Source organism: Flavobacterium johnsoniae UW101, from assembly GCF_000016645.1.
GTDB lineage: Bacteria > Bacteroidota > Bacteroidia > Flavobacteriales > Flavobacteriaceae > Flavobacterium > Flavobacterium johnsoniae.
On the sequence record NC_009441.1, the window covers coordinates 4,324,153 to 4,341,085 of the forward strand.

Below are 16,933 nucleotides of genomic sequence, written 5' to 3' on the forward strand. Positions count from 1 at the left end.
TACTTGTGTGAAAAATTGTATTTTTGTTTAACACACGAGCAAGTAAGTGATTAGTCGTACTGTACCGTATCAATTTGTATCATACCGTACAGTAAAATTTCTATATCATACATAGGACTTACTTTTTTATTCTTAATTATTATCTTTGAGCTATGAATACATCAACAAAACCAAGTCACATGGGGCGTAAAATCAGCCGTATCCGTGAACTGAAAGACATGAAACAGGAAGCACTGGCACAGGCTATGGGTACAAACCAGCAGGCGATTTCTATTATGGAAAACAGCGAGACTATCGAAGAAGAAAAACTAATCGAAGTAGCAAAAGCATTGGGTGTAAGTGTAGAGGCAATTAAGAATTTTTCGGAAGAAGGTGTGTTTAATTATTTTAATACTTTTAACGATTCAGGCAATAATACTTTTGCAAATAATGTATGCAATTTTAATCCATTAGATAAATTAATCGAATCCCACGAACAGCAGATCAAACTTTATGAGCGTTTGGTTCAGGCGGAAAAAGATAAAGTCGAATACTTGGAAAAATTACTAAAAGCAAAATGATGCTTTTATAAAAGATATATTAATTCCAAAAAGAGACTTTCAAGTCTCTTTTTTGTTTTTAAAGTTTATTTGTTCTGACTTTTTAAAATACCAAAATAAATACCATGAATAAAACGATAAAGCTTAGAGTGAAAAAAGAAATTGAAAGGGATAAAGAGCTTAAAGTGCTAAAGCTTAAAGGCTCTCTAATTACAAGAGGCTACACTGAAATAATCCACATAGCAGATGAAAATCAAGATTTTTACTTAAATACTTTTACCACTTCTCAAGAGCAAAAAGAAGAAGCTGAGAAATTTTTATTAGATTTTATTTCAGCTAATAATGTAACAGATATTATAACACTTCTGAAAGAGTAAACAGTCATTTTTTGATGTTTGCTTCACATAATAACAAACGCATTTCTTAACAAAAAAATATTCAGTCTATGGACAGTTCACATATCAAAGTAATATTTGAAGATTACTTAAAAACAGTTAATTCGAATTATGCTTTACTTATTAATGGTAGCTGGGGAAGCGGTAAAACTTATTTCTGGAAAGACTCTTTAAGTAAAATCTGTGACGAGAATAACTTCAAAACTTTATATATTTCATTAAATGGATTGAATAAAATAGAAACACTAGATTATCAGTTAAAGATTAAACTTATCCCTTTTCTAAATAAATTAGATACAAAAAAGGCTGTCTCGACACTTAATCTCTTAAAAAATATAGGAGGAAAAATTATACAGAGTAAATACAATTTTAGTCCTGAAGAAATTTTAAAAGATGTTGAAGTTGACACTGCACTTTTTTCAAAGCAGGTAATATGCTTTGATGACCTTGAAAGATGTAATATTCCTTTAAGCGAAGTGCTGGGATATATCAATAATTTTGTTGAACATAAAAACTCGAAAGTTCTCATTCTATCTGATGAATCCAAAATACCGGATAGTGAGGATGTAAATAAATCCACGTATAACTCTATTAAAGAAAAAGTTATTGGCAGGGTATTAAATTTCAGTAATGATTTAAATTATATCTTCCCATTTTTTATTGAGAGATATAAAATTCCGGATCCTGAATTCTCATCTTTCCTAGATCAGAATAAATCATATATACTTGAAATTTTAGCAGAGTTTAAAGAAGAAAATCTAAGGAATTTATCTTTTTACCTTGAAGCTTTAAATAAATTATTTCCTGTTTTAAAATCAAATCTAGAATTTAAAAAAGAAATTATATTATTTACATTGATTATTACACTGGAGTTTAAAAAAGGTAATCTGAATTCCAGTAACTATAACAATTTTAATGATCTTGATTTATTGAATCCAGCCTATGTGATGTTCAATTTCGACCCTTCATTTAGTTTACTTTCGAAAAAAGCTGAAAAAACTCAAAAAGAAGAAAGCGAACTGGAAAAATTCTATAACAGATATCTTTCCAATTATATACAGGATTACTTTTTTTATCCAGCTGTATACCAGTTCATACTCACAGGTTATTTGGATCTTGAAAAATTTAATAATGAACTTAAAAGCCGTATTCCTGTTGAGCCTACAATTGAAAATGCTACCTTCACAAATGTTGCAACAAATAAATTCAGACAGTTATCTAATGAGGAATTTAATGAAAATATTGAGCGGTTCTTACTTTTTGCAAAACAAGGCAAATATGAAATCTCAGATTATCTGCAGATTTCTAAATTTTTAAATTTCTATTCTGAAAATTTTATTATTAACCATACAAAAGATGAGATAAGGGAAATTCTGCTTGAAGGACTTCTTATTGCCAAAGAAGACTTTGTACCTATTAAGAGAACACGAAACTTTTCATTTGATATGGATCAAAATCCTGCTGATGATACAATCTTAAGAGATAAAATTATTGAGTATATTAATGAAAGCGAGAAAGAATTTGAAAAAGAAAAAACGAATTCACTTTTAAATGCTATTGCACAGAATGACTTGGAGAAGATGAAAGATGTATTTGATGAATATAACATAAACAAAGAGCTGTTTCAGAATTTCAGCGCCCAAAGTTTATGGACGCACCTCCAAAGCTGTGAAAATAGAACTTTAGTCCAGTTTACGAGCCTGCTTAAACAGCGCCACGGTTTTTCAAACATAAAAACTTATTTTCTCGATAATACTGATCTTTTCAAGGATCTGATTCTCTGTATTAAAAATTCAGAAAGTACAGGAAATCTTCAGAAAATGCTCAAAAAAGAATTAATAGTACAGCTCGAAGAAATTTGTGAAAGAATGGAGTAATTCTTAAGCATCACATTAAGATTATTTCTCCTCAGTCATAGCTACTTTCCATTTTTCATTCTCATATGTTAGAAAAACTATATTACTGAAAGTTTCACCATTCTCATAGATTAATATTTCCTCGATGAAAAACAAATGATTATCTATTTCACTTAATTCAGAAAATTGCCTTTTTACCATAGAAAAATCAGGAAACCCATTATTTAGAATATACTCAACAAGTGAGAGTTCAAGTAATTTTGCCGTCAGATCAACAGTTTCTTCATTAATCTCTACATTTGTCCTGCGCAAAACTATTTTTGCTTCTGCTTCAAAATCTTTTGAAGCAATAGCATTTACTATATCCTTTTTTGAAAATGCAGTTTCTAAAGAAACTATTGCATCTTCGGGTGTATCATAATTGTAACCCGTAATTATATTGTTCATTAGATTTTTTACGTTTAGTTTCATTAATAAAAGTACCAAAAAGCTTATTATATATTTCCCAAAAAGCTTATTTCTTTTTTCTTGAAAATATTTTACTGATTGGTAATCTTGGAAGGACTTTCTCAAAAAAATCTCCCATAAGAGGTATTCTGTCTTTTTTTACAAAATTTAAAACAATAGTCATCACAAAGATAAAGACAAAAATAACCACCACTAACTGTACAATTGTATCCATAATATTTTCCTTTATATATAAATATTCCTATTTTTTAAAAAAGTTGATTTTTTTTTAATTATTTTTTATTCGCCTGTCAAGGTTTTAAACATTAAATCAGGACGCTTAAAAAAACTCAATGCCTGCAAGGTATTTACAGGCTTTAAAATAAAATAGGACATCAAAAATTCATCTGATACTGATTTGTTTTTGATGAAGCAAATTAAAGCAGGCTGTTTTATATTTGCTGTGACATCGAAATCAGCATCAATATTATTTATTCCAAACATGAAAAGTGGTTGAAAATTTCAACTTTCTTGATAACAGAAAGATAAAAGCTTAAGGATTCGAACGACTCATTATTTGAAATGATGTTCTTTCTTTCTTTCTTTCTTTCTTTCTTTCTTTCTTTCAATATTTAAAGGACATCATTGCAAAAAAATGAGCATAGCCATGTGGCGACTGAACATTTAAATACTAAAATTGAAAAAATGGATTTAATAGAAGCACTCAGCATAATTAATAAATTTAAAAACTTAGATATACGGGAAACCTTCAAAACATTAGAAAAACTCGATACAGTAGTTTCGGATTATGATTTTGAAAATATTTTCTCCGCTTCCAAAATAATTAAAGAAGCTTCCGCCCAGATTGATGAAATTGTTCATGCAACAGGCATAATGATAGCACAGAAAAAATGGCTTGAAGAAAATGAAAAATTACAATACTTATCGCTTGGTGCTGGAAATCATAAAGAAAAATTTGATTTAGAAACTAATTTAAGGATTGCTGAATTTAAATTTGGCAGATGGAACGATAAAAGCTCTAACGGATTAAGGAGACGAGGTTATTTTAGTAATTACATAGGTCTTCTAACCTCAGAAGACCCAAGAAGAAAATACTTTGTAGTAGAAGACAAGGAGAGTTTTTTAAAGTTCATAAAAGGAAAAGCTGATTGGAGAAATGTACTGAGTAAAAATCCCACTGGTCTGAAAAAGCTAGAATTTTTTTTAATTGAAAAAGGAAAAGAAAATTTAACTAGTGTTGGGCAAATTTATAGTGCTTTTGAAGAATCTGTAATTATAATTAGCTATAAGGAAATAATGCCGTAAAATCTCTCGTTTTGGTCAAATCGTAAAATAGATATATGACTCTCTTCTTCCTGTTTCTTGAAATTATCCGCTCAATTAAATCTGTAAGAATTTTAGATAATTTCATATAAAACCTTAAATTTGAAATGACAAACAGACAACATCTACAAAATAGTCTGTTAAAAATAAAGTCACGATTATTATGGATGAAATAAAATACTGCTATAAATGTGGAGCACCAGCTACTTCAAGAGAACATGTTCCTCCAATAAGTTTATTTCCTGAAGCAAAAGATATTCTTGGTTTAAATTTTAGAAATAATTTAATAACTGTTCCTTCATGTGATGAACATAACTCAAATAAGTCACATGATGACGAATTTCTAATGGTTACAATTGCCAGCATCGTTGGAAATAATCCTATTGGATATTTACAGACACAGACCAAAATTGACAGGGCCCTCCGCAGAAAAAGTAAAGATTTTTTAGACAAGGAAATTATACGAAATGCGAAAAACTACACATTAAAGACAAAGAATGGAAAAAAGTTTCCTGTACTCCATGGCAATCCTAATTATGAGAGATTATTAAAATGTTTTGAACATATTGCATATGGTCTTTATTATAATGAGTTTGGATATACTTTTGAAGGCGAAATAAAAATGCTAATGGGATTTATAAAATATAATGACCAGACAACAGCAACCATGACTGCAATGGTAAAAGAAAAACTTAAAACTGATGAAATTCCCCATGAATTAAAAGGTGAAAATCCGAAAATATTCAATTATCAATTCTTTGAGCCAGATCAATTTGGTTTAATTGCAATGGTGATGAATTTTTACGAAGGGACTGAAGTGTTTGTTTCCTATAAACCTAAAGATGCTAAAGAGCCTTTCGACTTAGCCCTGTCTCTAATCCACTCAGGCATTAATACTCAGGTTAAAATTGGAGATAAAACTTTTAAGTTTAATCAAAAATAAAATTAAGTTTTTCAAAATTAGTAAGCGAATGGATACATCAAATATTGTTGCTTTAATTCTAGGAAGTATAGGATTTATTATTTCAATTACGGGTTTTATTATAACACCAATTCTCAATCTTAAGTCAAAGAAACTTGAAAAAAGATTAGAATATCGATTTATTTTATTTCAAAAAATAGTAGAGCTATGGGAATTCACAAACAAGCTCTCTGCTGAAAATGATATTAAGGGTTTAATGTCAGAAGTGAACAAACTAATTCAACTTTATGGTTATGCTAATGAAATTACATTATTCAATGAAGTTGTTGTTAGTTATAATAATTGCGCTCAAAGTCAAACTGAAACTAGCCGACAACAGCTCAAAGATAAGTTCAGTCTCTTTTTCTTAACTTTATTTAATACTTACCGTAAAGAAATTGTTTTAGATCAACTGCCGAGAACTGAAAGTAGCAATCATCATTAATTAAAGAAATTAAAAATAATAGATTATGAAGAAAATTTTAATCATGTTAACTCTTTTACTGCCTATTTACAATTCTTTTTCGCAAACAAAAGATGATACTTCAAAACATTTGGTATTTAAAGGTGTTCCGCTTGATGGCACGCTTGAAGAATATGTATTAAAAATGAAACAAAATGGATTCGACCATCTAAGCACGAAAGATGGAGTGGCAACATTGCAGGGAGATTTTGCAGGTTATAAAGACTGCTATGTAGGCGTTTCTACATTAAACCAGAAAGATTTAGTCCACAAAATAGCCGTTCTTTTTCCTGAAAAAGATACTTGGTCAACTCTTTACGATAATTATATTAATCTAAAAGAGATGCTGACAGAAAAATATGGGAAACCTTCTGCTGTGGTTGAGAAGTTTGACAACCGCTCTTCTGAGCCCAAAGATGATGGAACAAAAATGTTTGATGTTAAGTTTGACCGTTGTAAATATTATTCGATTTGGGAAACAGACAAGGGAAAAATACAATTATCAATTGATCATAAAAGTGTAACAAGCTGTTTCGTTAAATTAGCATATTTTGACAAAATCAATAGTTCAACAGTAAAAAAAACTGCACTAGACGATTTGTAATTATCTTTTAATATTATCTTAAATCGTTTAGTTTATCTAATTTATAATTTCAGGCAGATAAGGATTAATTTCATTCCCATAACTATCAATTCTACAAAGAACACCTTGTTTATATTTTGTTCCAGAGAGATCTTTATATTCAATACTGAAAATTATCAAATGATTATCGCTAAATTTTTCAATCAAAAAGTGAATTAGATAAATTCCATCCGTCTTTTTAAGATGATTTTGCTTCTGTGGTGCCCAAGCTACTCTTTTAATATCGTCTCTTTCTGGATGATCAACTGAAATTTCTAATGCCGTATTATAAGAATCATTAGTAACTTCAATCGTATAAACTCTACTTTTTTCTCTTTCTTGAGGAGTAATAATGTTTTCAGAAATATTATACTTAAGAACAGGTTTTATACTTTCCCTGAATCTCACACTCTCAATTTCAAAAAGTTTATTTTGAGTTATCTGAACTTCTTTTTGTGATTTTAGTGTTTTGTACAGATAATAAGCTGTTAACGTAGTAACTGCTACCATAAACCAATCAGAAACTGTTCCCCATATCTCAGGATCAAATTGCAACATATTTATATTTTCTTTAAAATTTTGTCTGACATTATCATTTATTGATTAAGCTGATAGAAATTAAAACCATAACCAATTCCTTTAACAGTTTCTCCAGCTTTTTCTAAAAAATCTTCAGCTGTTTTGTTCGGCTGATATTTAAAAACAATTTGTATCATAATTTTTTTATCAGCTTTATCAGGATAGCTTTCATCCAATTGACCGTTTTCAATGAAATCCAGATAACTATTTATCTTCTCTTGTAAAAGTAATAAATGTTCATTCTTATCATCCCACTTTAAATGATCAGATATCGTCAGAACTAATATTCCCTGTTTATCTACGCTAATAAGATCTATTAGATTTTTATCTTCAATAGACATATTTTTATTTTTTTTAATTTTGTTACTGTAATCAAAAAAGATAAGGGTGCAAAAATACACCCTTAACTTTGTCTACATTTTTAGTTTGCACATCCCTTATTTACATGTGAAAATTTATTGAAGGACTATAGAATCTAGAACCTTGATGATATTTAGATATTCTTCCAAATAAAATCCGTCATAATCCTCTGTGTAATATTTCAAATATTTTGCTTTAAAAAATTCATAATCAGGATTATTAACAAGCTTAGCTAGTATTATTCCGAGGTTACCTTCGTATTTTATCCCAGAAAAAATACTGTTTCCTTCTTTTACATTTATTGCTTTCTCAATTTCATTTATACTTTTATATTTTTCAAAAAATGGTATTGCGACTTCTTTAAAAAGCTCAAATATACCGTTGAAACAAGTCTCTACATCTTGAGATTTTATTAAATCAAAACGATATTCATTTCCATCATTAATGTAATTTTCAACCGTGATTCCAATTGTAGGTGTAGTTTTATGATATTTAGGTTCAAAATACGAGCCTTTATGATAAATGTTTTCAATATTGTCAATTCTAATAAGCATTCCCAAATTTATTTCCCAATCATCATCTCTCTCTAAAAAAATAAGTTGAAACTTAAACCATCCGTCTTTATTTTTATGGATAAACTCATCGGCACTTTTCTTCAGTTTGTAATTGTATTGCGATAATACAACCTCTAATTTGGAAAGTAATTTTTCTTTTATTTCGTAATTTCTCATTTCTCTTTACTTAGGTCTTATAATATCTACTTTTGTCGGCGGTATCTTTGTACCAGCAGGATAACCATGTGCCGCTCCTTTATTTCCGACGACTGTACCTCCATGTTTTTCAAGTGCTGGATATCCAACTTTTTGATTTTTTGTATTACCAGCCGTTTTTGATGACTTTGCATCAGTAAGTCTAATTTTACCATCTTTTTTACTCATGTTATCCACTCGAACATTTGGTGTAGTGCCACCTTTTCCATCATTAGGACTAACAGTAATCTGCTCACTTACATTATCGTGCCCTTCTTCTTTTAATTGTTTTGTTACTTCTTTCTCCCATTTCTTGCCTTTTTCTGCATTTTCTTTTATCGTTGATTTTCCTTTAGTAGCATTTGAGAGCTTGTTAAGAGCTGAAGCACCTCTAGCTATTGGAATTGTCGACAATATCATAGCACCTTTTGCTTCTTTTGCTTCTGACATTTTTCTTGAATCACCAGCATGGTCTTTCGTGGGTGCCATAGCAGGTTCGGAAGCAAAGAGTAACATGGCAAGTGGAATAAATGGACAAATAGGGCATCTCCCATCTGGGTCAGCAAAACTTACTGGATTATCATAACCGTAGCCATAAGGATTTAGATTATCTGGATTATAAATCCCTCCTCCAGTATCAATTTTTGTAATTATTGCTTCTAAAACTTCATCGTCATCGTCTTCATCAACTTGACTGTCATCAAAAGTAAACTTCAAATCATTTAAAAGTGGGTCAGGATTTATCCATCTTCCAATTGCAGGGTCGTAATTTCTCCAACCATAATCATAAAGTCCCAGTCCCAGCTCGTCTTGGAACTCCTTGCCGTTGTACTTATACTTATAAGGGTCTGTAAAATTTTCCTATACAGTAAATGACCTCTTGCAAAAAATCTCTATATAAAGAACGTTCTTTTAGCATTTTCCAGCTTATGCGAAAGTAGATTTAGTTTAATTATTTTCCTAATAATTTTTTAGTCTGCAAATAAAAAAAGCTCTCATTTCTGAGAGCTTTTCACTGTTATTGAATAATATTTTACAAAGAGCTGGCTTTTATCCTTACGATTTTACCGTCCTGCATAACAACCAAATCGCTGTTATTTTTCTTTTTAAACTCAATTAGTTTTTCAGAAACTTTATCCATTGCCTCTATAATCTTCTTCTGAGTCGGTGTCGTTGTTGTTGTTTTGTGTTCTCCCATGATTGGTCATTTTTGAGTTTATCGAACTTGATTTCATTTATAACTTCAATGTCATTGCCTAAAGTTTTTTGTGCTATTAATTCAGCTTTTACAGCTGTGTTGTCAAAAATCAATGCCTCATTAACTATAGGCAAATATATATCAAATAAATTAGTTATTCCATTTTTATACCTGCGTTTAATAACATCGGTTTCAATATTGTGACCGCCTTCCTGAACTCTTGTTTTAACCCTCTCGATTGCGAGATCAACACTATTGAGCCAAAAAAACAAAAGCACCACTTTATAGCCTTTTTCCTGAGCTGCAATCACTTTCTGCTTATAGCTTTTAGTGGCTAAAGTCGTTTCGAAAGCAAAGACTTCATTGTTGGCTAATAATTCATTGATTCTGTGAAGCATTATCCTTCCCGCTTCAAAGGCTGCCTTTTCGGGCTGAAAAGGAGAAAGCCCTTTGGCAATTTCGTCCGCATTTACAAATTCTTTACACTGCAATATCTCAGGAAGAATTGTAAATGAGGCTGTAGTTTTACCTGCACCGTTACAGCCTGCTATTATATAAAGATTTTTATTCATTGTTACAAAGATAAGAAATTTCAATTTTAATAAACACCTGTCATATGCTTGGAAAATATCTATTTATCAATCCCCGCTGTTCCAAAGCATTCGCTTTGATATATTTCTCAGTTGTCCCTGGCCATTTATGACCTGCCAGTTCCTGAACTCTTTCCAATGGAATGTTTTTCTCGTTAAGCCAGTTGCAGATTACGCTCATTCTGATTGTCTGCGGATTTAGTTTTCTGTCAGGGAATAGTCCTCTTAACGGCTCAATCATGGCATGAATGCTGTTCACTACAATAGGCTGTCCAAGCTTTGTCAATATGAATTTATCACTGCTCCCACGCAGTAAAGCAGGACGGGTTTCATTTATGTAATTGTGGAACAGTATCATCTGCTTAGGCACAAGCTCCAGCGTTCTTTTATTGAGATTGGCAGAACCTTTAATGTAAGCTGTGCCGTTATCCAGATCAACATCCTTTAGAGCCAGCCTTGCTATTTCATCGCTTGCCAGCCCCTGATAGATTAAAAGGGAAATCAGAACATTGTTTCTCACGTCAAGATGCTTGTAGCGGTTCTCCCGTTCCATTAAATGCTGTAATTCCGAGCTGTTGAACAGATCCTGAACCTGAATGGTCTGGTTGCCCTTAATTTTGATATTAAGCTTTCTGCAGGGATGGTCATTTCGATAGCCGTACATCACCAGATAGTCGTAATATTTTTTGATGGCTGACAGTATTCTGATTCGGTACTGCACGTTGCACTGCTTCCGGCTGACTTTATCCATGTGCTTTACTATATCCTTATACTGGTATCTCTTAGCTTTTGGATTGGTCTTTAAAAAATGGTTGATTGTATAGAGATAGCTCTGCGCTGTCTTTTCAGCTACAATTCCTCTGAGGTAATTTTCCAGATCTGGTTTCTTGTTTTCCATTGGTTACGTTTTTAGAAGTTTACGACTGGTTTGCGTTTTTTATTCTGCACCGCATAGATGTAGGTTGTATTTATCTGGGTATGCCCCAGAAAACTGCGTATAAAGTCAATTCCCGCGTTATTCTCTGCAAGATGAAAGGCAATGCTGTGGCGCAGGCAGTGAAGCGTGATTTCTTTCTGGACAAGTTCAAATTTGCCAGTCTGCTCAATCATTTTGTTTAATATCTCATTTAGGTTTTCTCCTGTCGATCTTCTGCCTCTGCTGTTGATGAAAAAGGCTTCCTCATTCTGGTTTCTCCCTGTCAGCCTTTCAGGCCTCTCATCCCTGACATATTTTGTCAGGTACTGCAGAACCGTATCGCTCATGGGAACTTCACGTCTCTTGTTTCCTTTACCCTGCCTGACAACCAGCATTCCTTTTATCAGGTTCACATCTTTCAGATCAAGGCTGGCAATCTCTGATCTTCTCAGTCCGCATCCGTAGGCAATGGAAAGCAGAGCTTTTTCCATTTCATTCTCAGCGTGATGATAAACAAGTTTTATTTCTTCTATTGTGAGAATGTTTCTGGGTTTCTGCGTTCCGCCAGTGATGGATGGGATATAATAGGCATTTTGGATTTCTTTGTTTTCCAGCAGATATACCTGAAAAAGCCCCTGAACAAAAAGATGCAGTTTGATGGTCTTTTCAGCCAGAATGCCGTTTCCTCTTTTCTTTGGTCTTGAAGAAAGATAATCCAGATACCTCACAGATTCTTTTGAGGCCACATTCTGGATTCTGCTGATTCCTGCCTGTTCCAGCCAGACCAGAAATTCCGTTATGATGTTTTTATAGAGGTTTGACCGTCCCTGCTTGTAATTCCTGACTTTTACAAATTCTCCGAATGCCACTGTGAGCCTTAGAAATTCCCTGCTCTGTATCGTTTTTTTCATTGTCTTTTACTTTAATTAAATGCTGTTTTTTTGAGTGATGAAAACGAACGCTTGCACACTCCGCGGAACGCGGAACACCAGCATCGTATTGCCAGTGTTTTCAAGGATTTCGGTGTTCCGTTGGCGTTCCGTGGTGTTCCACTTTTCTAGTTTTCTCCTGATTTTTTGTTTTTTTTAGAACTCTTCAAGCTGTCTGTGCAGTTCTTTTCTGATTCTGGTCTTTAGTTTTTCCATATCATCCCAGTAGGAGATCATAAATTTAAAGCCCCTGTTGAATGAACCCTCTACAGGCTGGATGTATTCCAATTCCTGCAGTAAATGCATGTATCTGAAAGCAGATGTCTTGCTGATATTGAGTCCCTGTCTGATCTCTCTTGCCGTGAACTTTTTTGATGTTCCTTCTTTCTGCTTTTTTATAAAGTCTTTCAGGTTCTCAAAAAACTGTCTGGTGCTTTTATCAAGCTCGTCCACTTTGATGATAATGGAACTGAAGAAAACATCTACGGCTGATTTTATATCTGCTTTGTCGGTGATCAGCCTTCCCTTAGTATCGGTTTTTCTCTGGTACTGGTGCAGGATTGTAATCTGGCAGACAAAGTTCTGGAACTGCGAGTTTAATCTTCTGAGCATTCTGGCTTCCAGCGGAAGGCTGAGCTTATCGGCAAACGGGTTTACAACCTCGTAGGATTTAAGCACGCGCATCACATTTCTTAAAAGCTGTTTTGCCTGCTCTTCCTTTTGGTCGTCTGACTGTCCTGCTGTTTTAAGATTCTGCTTTTTAATGATTCTAAGCGTCTGTTCTTGGCTTTCATCCACGCCCAAGATCACAGAACGGCTCATGTTGTCGTAATACACCTCAGCTTTTGTGGTTGTGGTAAGGCTGGCAAAGTGCGCCTGAACCTGTTTGATTCTTCCCCTGTTGTTTCCGAATATGTCTTTTACCACAGTGGAGCTGGTCAGGAATTTGGCGGACTGCATTTCCCTGAAGGCATACTGCGCCTCTTCATCAAGCCCGTCAAAATCCTGAATGATAATCAGCTTGTTGATCAGTTCCTTATCCCTGTAATGGTAAAGCGATTTGCTTGTAATGCGTGTCATGTTCATCACGTCCTCCTGAGGCATGCATCCTGCAATGCCGTTTATCAGATGGCTTTTTCCCTCACCGCTTGAACCCTGCACAAGCCCGTGCATCAGATAGGGCATTTTGTAGCTTGATGCCAGGATGAAAAGCACGATTCTGTTTTCTTCTTCCCCCACAATGCCGTTCTGTTCCAGAAGCCTGTCTATATTTTCAAGCAGTTTTGGTTTTGTGAGAAATGCGACCGCATTTTCCTGCGCCTGAGGCGTAAGCTCTTTTTCGGCAAAACGTTCCGCAATCGGGTTTATTTCAGCCTCAAAAAGCGATTCTCTGTGCTGTTCCAGAAGATCGGTAAGCGTTACCAAATCCTTTTCAAGACTGTCATAATCAAAACCCTGCTTTTCTGAAAGATCCGTGCACTGGCTCTGCACGCCTGCAAAATCGAACAGGTCGATTTTAAGCCTGTGTTTTCTGTTGGTATTGTATTCCACAATCTGAAGCGAAATCCTGAGATTCCCCAAGTCCATCGGCAGGTTTCCCAGAACAAAGAAAGTCCCCGAAAGGCCTTTGTAGCTGATTTTGTAGCCGTTTACAATCTGCAGTCCTTCGCCTGCTTTTTCCGTTTTTGCGCTTTTTAAAAGATTCGATATCCCTTCCGCTCCATAATTGACCCACATGTCATTCAGACTGTGCCCTTCGGGCAGTTCCGCTATTGAAAGCGGAACGTCTGGTCTTGCCTCCTGCATTTGTAATCTGATCTTCTCCATTTTCTCACCGCTTAAAGATTACTATTGATTCCAGTCCATTCAATGATTTGATAATTTCAATATGCTCATCGAGCAGTTCACCGTCATGAAGTGCAATAACCGCTTCCCTCTGATCCAGTATTCTGCTCTGAATGAGGCTCGCGCAGTCAATCACAGTCGGCGCCAGATAGAGCTTTCGGGTAAGCGGATGGGGATATGCAGGATAGATTCCTTTCTGGTTTAGATATTCCTCCCGAGGGCTTTCCAGATCAAAACGGAGCGCAAAATAATTCACGATCGCATTGTCTCTGTCCAGCAGGGGGAATATAAGCCCATAGCGCCCAAACACGGTATAGGCCGTCAGAGAATCATCCCGCACTCCTGCATCACTCTTGGTTATGACTCCAAGCTCCTCAAACCTTTCTTTGGATTTAAGGGTCTTGCGGTGGTGGAACTGTCCCGAATTAAAGCCTATTCTCAGGTCTGAATATTCCAGTCCGATGCTTTTCAGGTAAGCTTTAGGCTTTACGGCCTTTGCGCTTCTGATGCCTGTTTCAAATGAACGGAACAGCGATTCTAAACTTTCCATATGCTTTAATTTTTTTAATTGGTTTCTGCGCTGATATAAACACAGCGATGCCCTGCCTGAAATAATCTTTCAGGCGGAAGTGCGGTATGGGCGTTAATTAAAGGCCGTCTGTGACAGGGAACGGCCGTTTATGGGAATAGAAATCTATTAATAGATTTCTACTGCAAAGATAATCCAGATTTCAATGCGCATCCTGCTCAAAATTTGGTGGGGATAATTGCAAAGATAATTGGTATTGCTTTCACTTTCAATGGTAAAATATACCTATGAAAGCCGTAGAACGTAATTATAAGGTTCAGGCAAAGATAAACCTGTTTAGTATAAATGCCATGGACATAATATGTACATCAGCGCGGTTTTTGGCGTCATTGGGAAGACTGCTCAGTTTCCCGCTTCTCATTCACCATTTTATATATTTCATCCAGAACTTCTATTTCAGCCCTTGGAATCAGCTGAAGGGCAAGCTCCAAAACAGAGCCTATGTATATTTCCCTGTTATCAAGCTCGTCCGAATAAATGATATTCAGGCACATTCTAATGAGATTCACTCCCAGACACGTCATATCCGTGTAGCCGTAAAATCTTATCTCACGTATAGATTCCCCGCTTTTGTCCTTGACAGGCTTAAGAAGCTTAAAATGATACGATGCAAAATCTTTAAATTCTTCCAGTGTTTTTATTTTATCAGTTTCCATAATTTTAAATATTAAATCTTAATCTGTGCTATTCTGCTTCTTCATTATTTTCTGAAAACAGATCGGCAATCTCATTTAAAAATTCAAATTCGTCAACTGGAAACAGCTGAAGAGCAATTCCCAGTATAAGCCCCACATCAATGTATTGGTTTTCGATTGTACGCGGAACTTCTGCGCTGTCGTGATCTAAAGCAATAATACAGAGCTTCATCAGGTTTCTGATCACAGAACCGAGTTCGCAATAGCCATAAACCCTGATCTCTGCATTATATATACCCCTTTTATCCTCTGCTTTTTTCAGGGCATTAAGCAGTTTTCCGCTTAACGCCCTGATGCCTTCCAGTTTTTTGATTTTATCGGTTTCCATAACTTCTGTTTTTATGCTGATAAAGCTTCCTGCTGATGAATTCCCTCAAGCCTCTTCAGTTCCTTCTGGATCATAGCTTCTGCGTCTTTCATGAAATCACGGCATCGGCCTTCCATCATTCCATAATACAGATAATCAAAACTGTTGCTTCTGCTGAATCGAAGCGTGTTTGGATTTTTTTTCAGAAGCTTGAACATATTTTTTTCATCGCTGCTGTTTCGGGGAAAATATTCAGAAGTCAAGCTTGTGAAGTATTCGCACAGCTCAAATAAGTAGCCCAGTGAGAAATGATTCGGGGTATATCCCAGAAATACCCTTATAAGGGAAAGGCAGGTCTGTTCAACTATCTGGTGGAGAGAACACATTCTGACTTCATAGGAAAAATACTGGTCGTTATTATAGATAAGATCCCAGATCGATTCACTGACATTTCTTCTGTCTCCTGCGTATGCTGAAGTGCTTTTCACATATCTCTTTTCTGGATTCTTAGCCCAGATTATAGGCGATCTGTACGCATCTATATGAATCCTCTGCGCATTTTTAAAAATGTTCCAGAAGAAATACTGCTGGTCTCCGTATAATTTGACGATGTTTCTCAGGCTGTGCATGAGAATCGTTACCGTTATCTGGCCTCTTGATCTGCTCTTTATCTTATCGGTCAGGTCATTGCCGATATTATCCTCGAACTCTTCGGCTATAACCAGCAGATAAAGATGGACATGCTTTTCTTTCTGAGCGGGCTTCTGGAAAGGCTCATTAAAAGTATAACTGCTTTTCTTCTCTGCAAAACAGTAAATGCCAATTGGATCGATGTTCTGTGAAATAACTCGATAGATTAAATCGGATGCGGTGTTTTGAATTGCTTTCATAATTTTACTCGTTTTAGTTAATACTTGTCTGAAAAATTGTATTTTTGTTTAACACACAGGCAAGTAAGCAATTACTTGTACCGTACGGCATCAAATTTTACCGTACCGTACATGAGATTTTTTGTATCATACATGAATCCCTCTTTTTTATTCTTAATTATTATCTTTGAGCTATGAGTACATTAACAAAACCAAACCACATGGGGCGCAAGATCAGCCGTATCCGTGAACTGAAAGACATGAAGCAGGAAGCACTCGCACAGGCTATGGGAACAAACCAGCAGACTGTTTCTATATTAGAAAATAGTGAAGAAATAGATGATGAAAAATTGGCAGAAGTAGCAAAAGCCTTAGGAGTAAGCGTGGAAGCAATAAAAAATTTTTCTGATGAAGGCGTGATTAATTATTTCAACACTTTTAGTGACAACAGTATTAATCAAGGACCAATAGGCAACCAAAATATTTGTCATTTTAATCCTCTTGACAAACTAGTTGAAGTTTACGAAGAAAATAAAAAACTGTACGAAAGATTATTGAAATCTGAACAAGACAAAATTGAATATTTGGAAAAATTACTAAAAGCCAAATAAGCTTTTATAAAAGACATATTAATTCACACAAAAAGAGACTTTAGAGTCTCTTTTCTGTTTTATAAAATT

24 protein-coding genes are annotated in these 16,933 nt (G+C 34.6%); 8 read left to right on the top strand and 16 right to left on the bottom strand.

Annotated features, from left to right (window positions below; translation table 11 throughout):
• Nucleotides 1-152 precede the first annotated feature (152 nt).
• The 3 genes from FJOH_RS18780 to FJOH_RS18790 all read left to right on the top strand — a co-directional run bounded on the left by FJOH_RS18780 (nt 153) and on the right by FJOH_RS18790 (nt 2,811).
• On the top strand, nt 153-560 hold the full coding sequence (locus FJOH_RS18780; protein ID WP_012025609.1) for a helix-turn-helix domain-containing protein: 408 nt from the start codon (nt 153-155) through the stop codon (nt 558-560).
• Nucleotides 561-664: 104 nt separating this feature from the next.
• A complete protein-coding gene (locus tag FJOH_RS18785) occupies nt 665-916 on the top strand; it encodes a hypothetical protein (RefSeq protein ID WP_012025610.1) in 252 nt (83 codons plus the stop codon).
• A 245-nt stretch (nt 917-1,161) separates the two neighbouring features.
• A complete protein-coding gene (locus FJOH_RS18790) occupies nt 1,162-2,811 on the top strand; it encodes a hypothetical protein (protein ID WP_123875707.1) in 1,650 nt (549 codons plus the stop codon).
• 21 nt (nt 2,812-2,832) lie between these two features.
• On the opposite strand, the gene FJOH_RS18795 is transcribed toward FJOH_RS18790, so the two are convergent.
• From FJOH_RS18795 to FJOH_RS18800, 3 genes are all read right to left on the bottom strand, one after another.
• Nucleotides 2,833-3,237 (bottom strand): hypothetical protein, encoded by a 405-nt coding sequence (locus tag FJOH_RS18795; RefSeq protein ID WP_123869541.1) that lies wholly within the window; start codon nt 3,235-3,237, stop codon nt 2,833-2,835.
• Between the two features lie 67 nt (nt 3,238-3,304).
• Nucleotides 3,305-3,472, bottom strand: a complete 168-nt coding sequence (locus FJOH_RS27035) for a hypothetical protein (protein ID WP_159436659.1) — start codon at nt 3,470-3,472, stop codon at nt 3,305-3,307.
• Between the two features lie 65 nt (nt 3,473-3,537).
• On the bottom strand, nt 3,538-3,741 hold the full coding sequence (locus FJOH_RS18800; RefSeq protein WP_035621482.1) for a hypothetical protein: 204 nt from the start codon (nt 3,739-3,741) through the stop codon (nt 3,538-3,540).
• A 201-nt stretch (nt 3,742-3,942) separates the two neighbouring features.
• Between FJOH_RS18800 and FJOH_RS18805 the strand changes: the two genes are divergently transcribed.
• The 4 genes from FJOH_RS18805 to FJOH_RS18820 all read left to right on the top strand — a co-directional run bounded on the left by FJOH_RS18805 (nt 3,943) and on the right by FJOH_RS18820 (nt 6,609).
• Nucleotides 3,943-4,563, top strand: coding sequence for a hypothetical protein (locus tag FJOH_RS18805; RefSeq protein WP_123869539.1), 621 nt, complete (start codon nt 3,943-3,945; stop codon nt 4,561-4,563).
• Between the two features lie 181 nt (nt 4,564-4,744).
• The gene (locus tag FJOH_RS18810; protein ID WP_012025614.1) at nt 4,745-5,524 is read left to right on the top strand and encodes a hypothetical protein; all 780 of its coding nucleotides are present in this window, start codon (nt 4,745-4,747) and stop codon (nt 5,522-5,524) included.
• A gap of 28 nt (nt 5,525-5,552) precedes the next feature.
• Complete coding sequence (locus FJOH_RS18815; RefSeq protein WP_012025615.1) at nt 5,553-5,987, top strand: hypothetical protein; 435 nt, start codon at nt 5,553-5,555, stop codon at nt 5,985-5,987.
• Nucleotides 5,988-6,012: 25 nt separating this feature from the next.
• Complete coding sequence (locus FJOH_RS18820; protein WP_012025616.1) at nt 6,013-6,609, top strand: hypothetical protein; 597 nt, start codon at nt 6,013-6,015, stop codon at nt 6,607-6,609.
• A gap of 36 nt (nt 6,610-6,645) precedes the next feature.
• Here the strand turns inward: FJOH_RS18820 and FJOH_RS18825 are convergent, their stop codons facing one another.
• The 13 genes from FJOH_RS18825 to FJOH_RS18880 all read right to left on the bottom strand — a co-directional run bounded on the left by FJOH_RS18825 (nt 6,646) and on the right by FJOH_RS18880 (nt 16,274).
• Complete coding sequence (locus FJOH_RS18825) at nt 6,646-7,185, bottom strand: hypothetical protein (protein ID WP_012025617.1); 540 nt, start codon at nt 7,183-7,185, stop codon at nt 6,646-6,648.
• 38 nt (nt 7,186-7,223) lie between these two features.
• A complete protein-coding gene (locus FJOH_RS18830) occupies nt 7,224-7,547 on the bottom strand; it encodes a DUF6572 domain-containing protein (protein WP_012025618.1) in 324 nt (107 codons plus the stop codon).
• Nucleotides 7,548-7,661: 114 nt separating this feature from the next.
• The gene (locus FJOH_RS18835; protein WP_012025619.1) at nt 7,662-8,297 is read right to left on the bottom strand and encodes a hypothetical protein; all 636 of its coding nucleotides are present in this window, start codon (nt 8,295-8,297) and stop codon (nt 7,662-7,664) included.
• Nucleotides 8,298-8,303: 6 nt separating this feature from the next.
• Entirely contained in the window at nt 8,304-9,032 is a 729-nt protein-coding gene (locus tag FJOH_RS18840; protein WP_012025620.1) for a hypothetical protein, read from the bottom strand.
• A gap of 316 nt (nt 9,033-9,348) precedes the next feature.
• Nucleotides 9,349-9,513, bottom strand: coding sequence for a hypothetical protein (locus tag FJOH_RS27040; RefSeq protein ID WP_165768443.1), 165 nt, complete (start codon nt 9,511-9,513; stop codon nt 9,349-9,351).
• Nucleotides 9,462-10,085, bottom strand: coding sequence for a zeta toxin family protein (locus FJOH_RS18845; RefSeq protein WP_012025621.1), 624 nt, complete (start codon nt 10,083-10,085; stop codon nt 9,462-9,464). Before FJOH_RS18845 ends, FJOH_RS27040 begins: the two co-directional genes overlap by 52 nt.
• Nucleotides 10,086-10,125: 40 nt before the next feature.
• On the bottom strand, nt 10,126-11,001 hold the full coding sequence (locus FJOH_RS18850; RefSeq protein WP_012025622.1) for a tyrosine-type recombinase/integrase: 876 nt from the start codon (nt 10,999-11,001) through the stop codon (nt 10,126-10,128).
• An 11-nt stretch (nt 11,002-11,012) separates the two neighbouring features.
• Nucleotides 11,013-11,888 carry a tyrosine-type recombinase/integrase gene (locus FJOH_RS18855; RefSeq protein ID WP_235023095.1) on the bottom strand — a complete coding sequence of 292 codons (876 nt, stop codon included), beginning with the start codon at nt 11,886-11,888 and terminating at the stop codon, nt 11,013-11,015.
• A 216-nt stretch (nt 11,889-12,104) separates the two neighbouring features.
• Complete coding sequence (locus tag FJOH_RS18860) at nt 12,105-13,775, bottom strand: RNA-dependent RNA polymerase family protein (protein ID WP_012025624.1); 1,671 nt, start codon at nt 13,773-13,775, stop codon at nt 12,105-12,107.
• 4 nt (nt 13,776-13,779) lie between these two features.
• Nucleotides 13,780-14,343 (bottom strand): hypothetical protein, encoded by a 564-nt coding sequence (locus FJOH_RS18865; protein WP_012025625.1) that lies wholly within the window; start codon nt 14,341-14,343, stop codon nt 13,780-13,782.
• Nucleotides 14,344-14,708: 365 nt separating this feature from the next.
• Nucleotides 14,709-15,038 (bottom strand): hypothetical protein, encoded by a 330-nt coding sequence (locus FJOH_RS18870; protein WP_012025626.1) that lies wholly within the window; start codon nt 15,036-15,038, stop codon nt 14,709-14,711.
• Between the two features lie 28 nt (nt 15,039-15,066).
• Nucleotides 15,067-15,405, bottom strand: a complete 339-nt coding sequence (locus FJOH_RS18875) for a hypothetical protein (protein WP_012025627.1) — start codon at nt 15,403-15,405, stop codon at nt 15,067-15,069.
• An 11-nt stretch (nt 15,406-15,416) separates the two neighbouring features.
• The gene (locus tag FJOH_RS18880; protein ID WP_012025628.1) at nt 15,417-16,274 is read right to left on the bottom strand and encodes a hypothetical protein; all 858 of its coding nucleotides are present in this window, start codon (nt 16,272-16,274) and stop codon (nt 15,417-15,419) included.
• Between the two features lie 173 nt (nt 16,275-16,447).
• On the opposite strand from FJOH_RS18880, the gene FJOH_RS18885 reads away from it, so the two are divergent.
• Nucleotides 16,448-16,864 (top strand): helix-turn-helix domain-containing protein, encoded by a 417-nt coding sequence (locus FJOH_RS18885; protein ID WP_012025629.1) that lies wholly within the window; start codon nt 16,448-16,450, stop codon nt 16,862-16,864.
• Nucleotides 16,865-16,933: the final 69 nt, after the last annotated feature.

Bases quoted from the DNA above. Each gene is read 5' to 3' on its own strand.
- FJOH_RS18780 (WP_012025609.1), top strand. From the start codon at position 153: ATGAATACATCAACAAAACCAAGTCACATGGGGCGTAAAATCAGCCGT.
- FJOH_RS18785 (WP_012025610.1), top strand. From the start codon at position 665: ATGAATAAAACGATAAAGCTTAGAGTGAAAAAAGAAATTGAAAGGGAT.
- FJOH_RS18795 (WP_123869541.1), bottom strand. From the start codon at position 3,237: ATGAACAATATAATTACGGGTTACAATTATGATACACCCGAAGATGCA.
- FJOH_RS27035 (WP_159436659.1), bottom strand. From the start codon at position 3,472: ATGGATACAATTGTACAGTTAGTGGTGGTTATTTTTGTCTTTATCTTT.
- FJOH_RS18800 (WP_035621482.1), bottom strand. From the start codon at position 3,741: ATGTTTGGAATAAATAATATTGATGCTGATTTCGATGTCACAGCAAAT.
- FJOH_RS18805 (WP_123869539.1), top strand. From the start codon at position 3,943: ATGGATTTAATAGAAGCACTCAGCATAATTAATAAATTTAAAAACTTA.
- FJOH_RS18810 (WP_012025614.1), top strand. From the start codon at position 4,745: ATGGATGAAATAAAATACTGCTATAAATGTGGAGCACCAGCTACTTCA.
- FJOH_RS18815 (WP_012025615.1), top strand. From the start codon at position 5,553: ATGGATACATCAAATATTGTTGCTTTAATTCTAGGAAGTATAGGATTT.
- FJOH_RS18820 (WP_012025616.1), top strand. From the start codon at position 6,013: ATGAAGAAAATTTTAATCATGTTAACTCTTTTACTGCCTATTTACAAT.
- FJOH_RS18825 (WP_012025617.1), bottom strand. From the start codon at position 7,185: ATGTTGCAATTTGATCCTGAGATATGGGGAACAGTTTCTGATTGGTTT.
- FJOH_RS18830 (WP_012025618.1), bottom strand. From the start codon at position 7,547: ATGTCTATTGAAGATAAAAATCTAATAGATCTTATTAGCGTAGATAAA.
- FJOH_RS18835 (WP_012025619.1), bottom strand. From the start codon at position 8,297: ATGAGAAATTACGAAATAAAAGAAAAATTACTTTCCAAATTAGAGGTT.
- FJOH_RS27040 (WP_165768443.1), bottom strand. From the start codon at position 9,513: ATGGGAGAACACAAAACAACAACAACGACACCGACTCAGAAGAAGATT.
- FJOH_RS18845 (WP_012025621.1), bottom strand. From the start codon at position 10,085: ATGAATAAAAATCTTTATATAATAGCAGGCTGTAACGGTGCAGGTAAA.
- FJOH_RS18850 (WP_012025622.1), bottom strand. From the start codon at position 11,001: ATGGAAAACAAGAAACCAGATCTGGAAAATTACCTCAGAGGAATTGTA.
- FJOH_RS18860 (WP_012025624.1), bottom strand. From the start codon at position 13,775: ATGGAGAAGATCAGATTACAAATGCAGGAGGCAAGACCAGACGTTCCG.
- FJOH_RS18865 (WP_012025625.1), bottom strand. From the start codon at position 14,343: ATGGAAAGTTTAGAATCGCTGTTCCGTTCATTTGAAACAGGCATCAGA.
- FJOH_RS18870 (WP_012025626.1), bottom strand. From the start codon at position 15,038: ATGGAAACTGATAAAATAAAAACACTGGAAGAATTTAAAGATTTTGCA.
- FJOH_RS18875 (WP_012025627.1), bottom strand. From the start codon at position 15,405: ATGGAAACCGATAAAATCAAAAAACTGGAAGGCATCAGGGCGTTAAGC.
- FJOH_RS18880 (WP_012025628.1), bottom strand. From the start codon at position 16,274: ATGAAAGCAATTCAAAACACCGCATCCGATTTAATCTATCGAGTTATT.
- FJOH_RS18885 (WP_012025629.1), top strand. From the start codon at position 16,448: ATGAGTACATTAACAAAACCAAACCACATGGGGCGCAAGATCAGCCGT.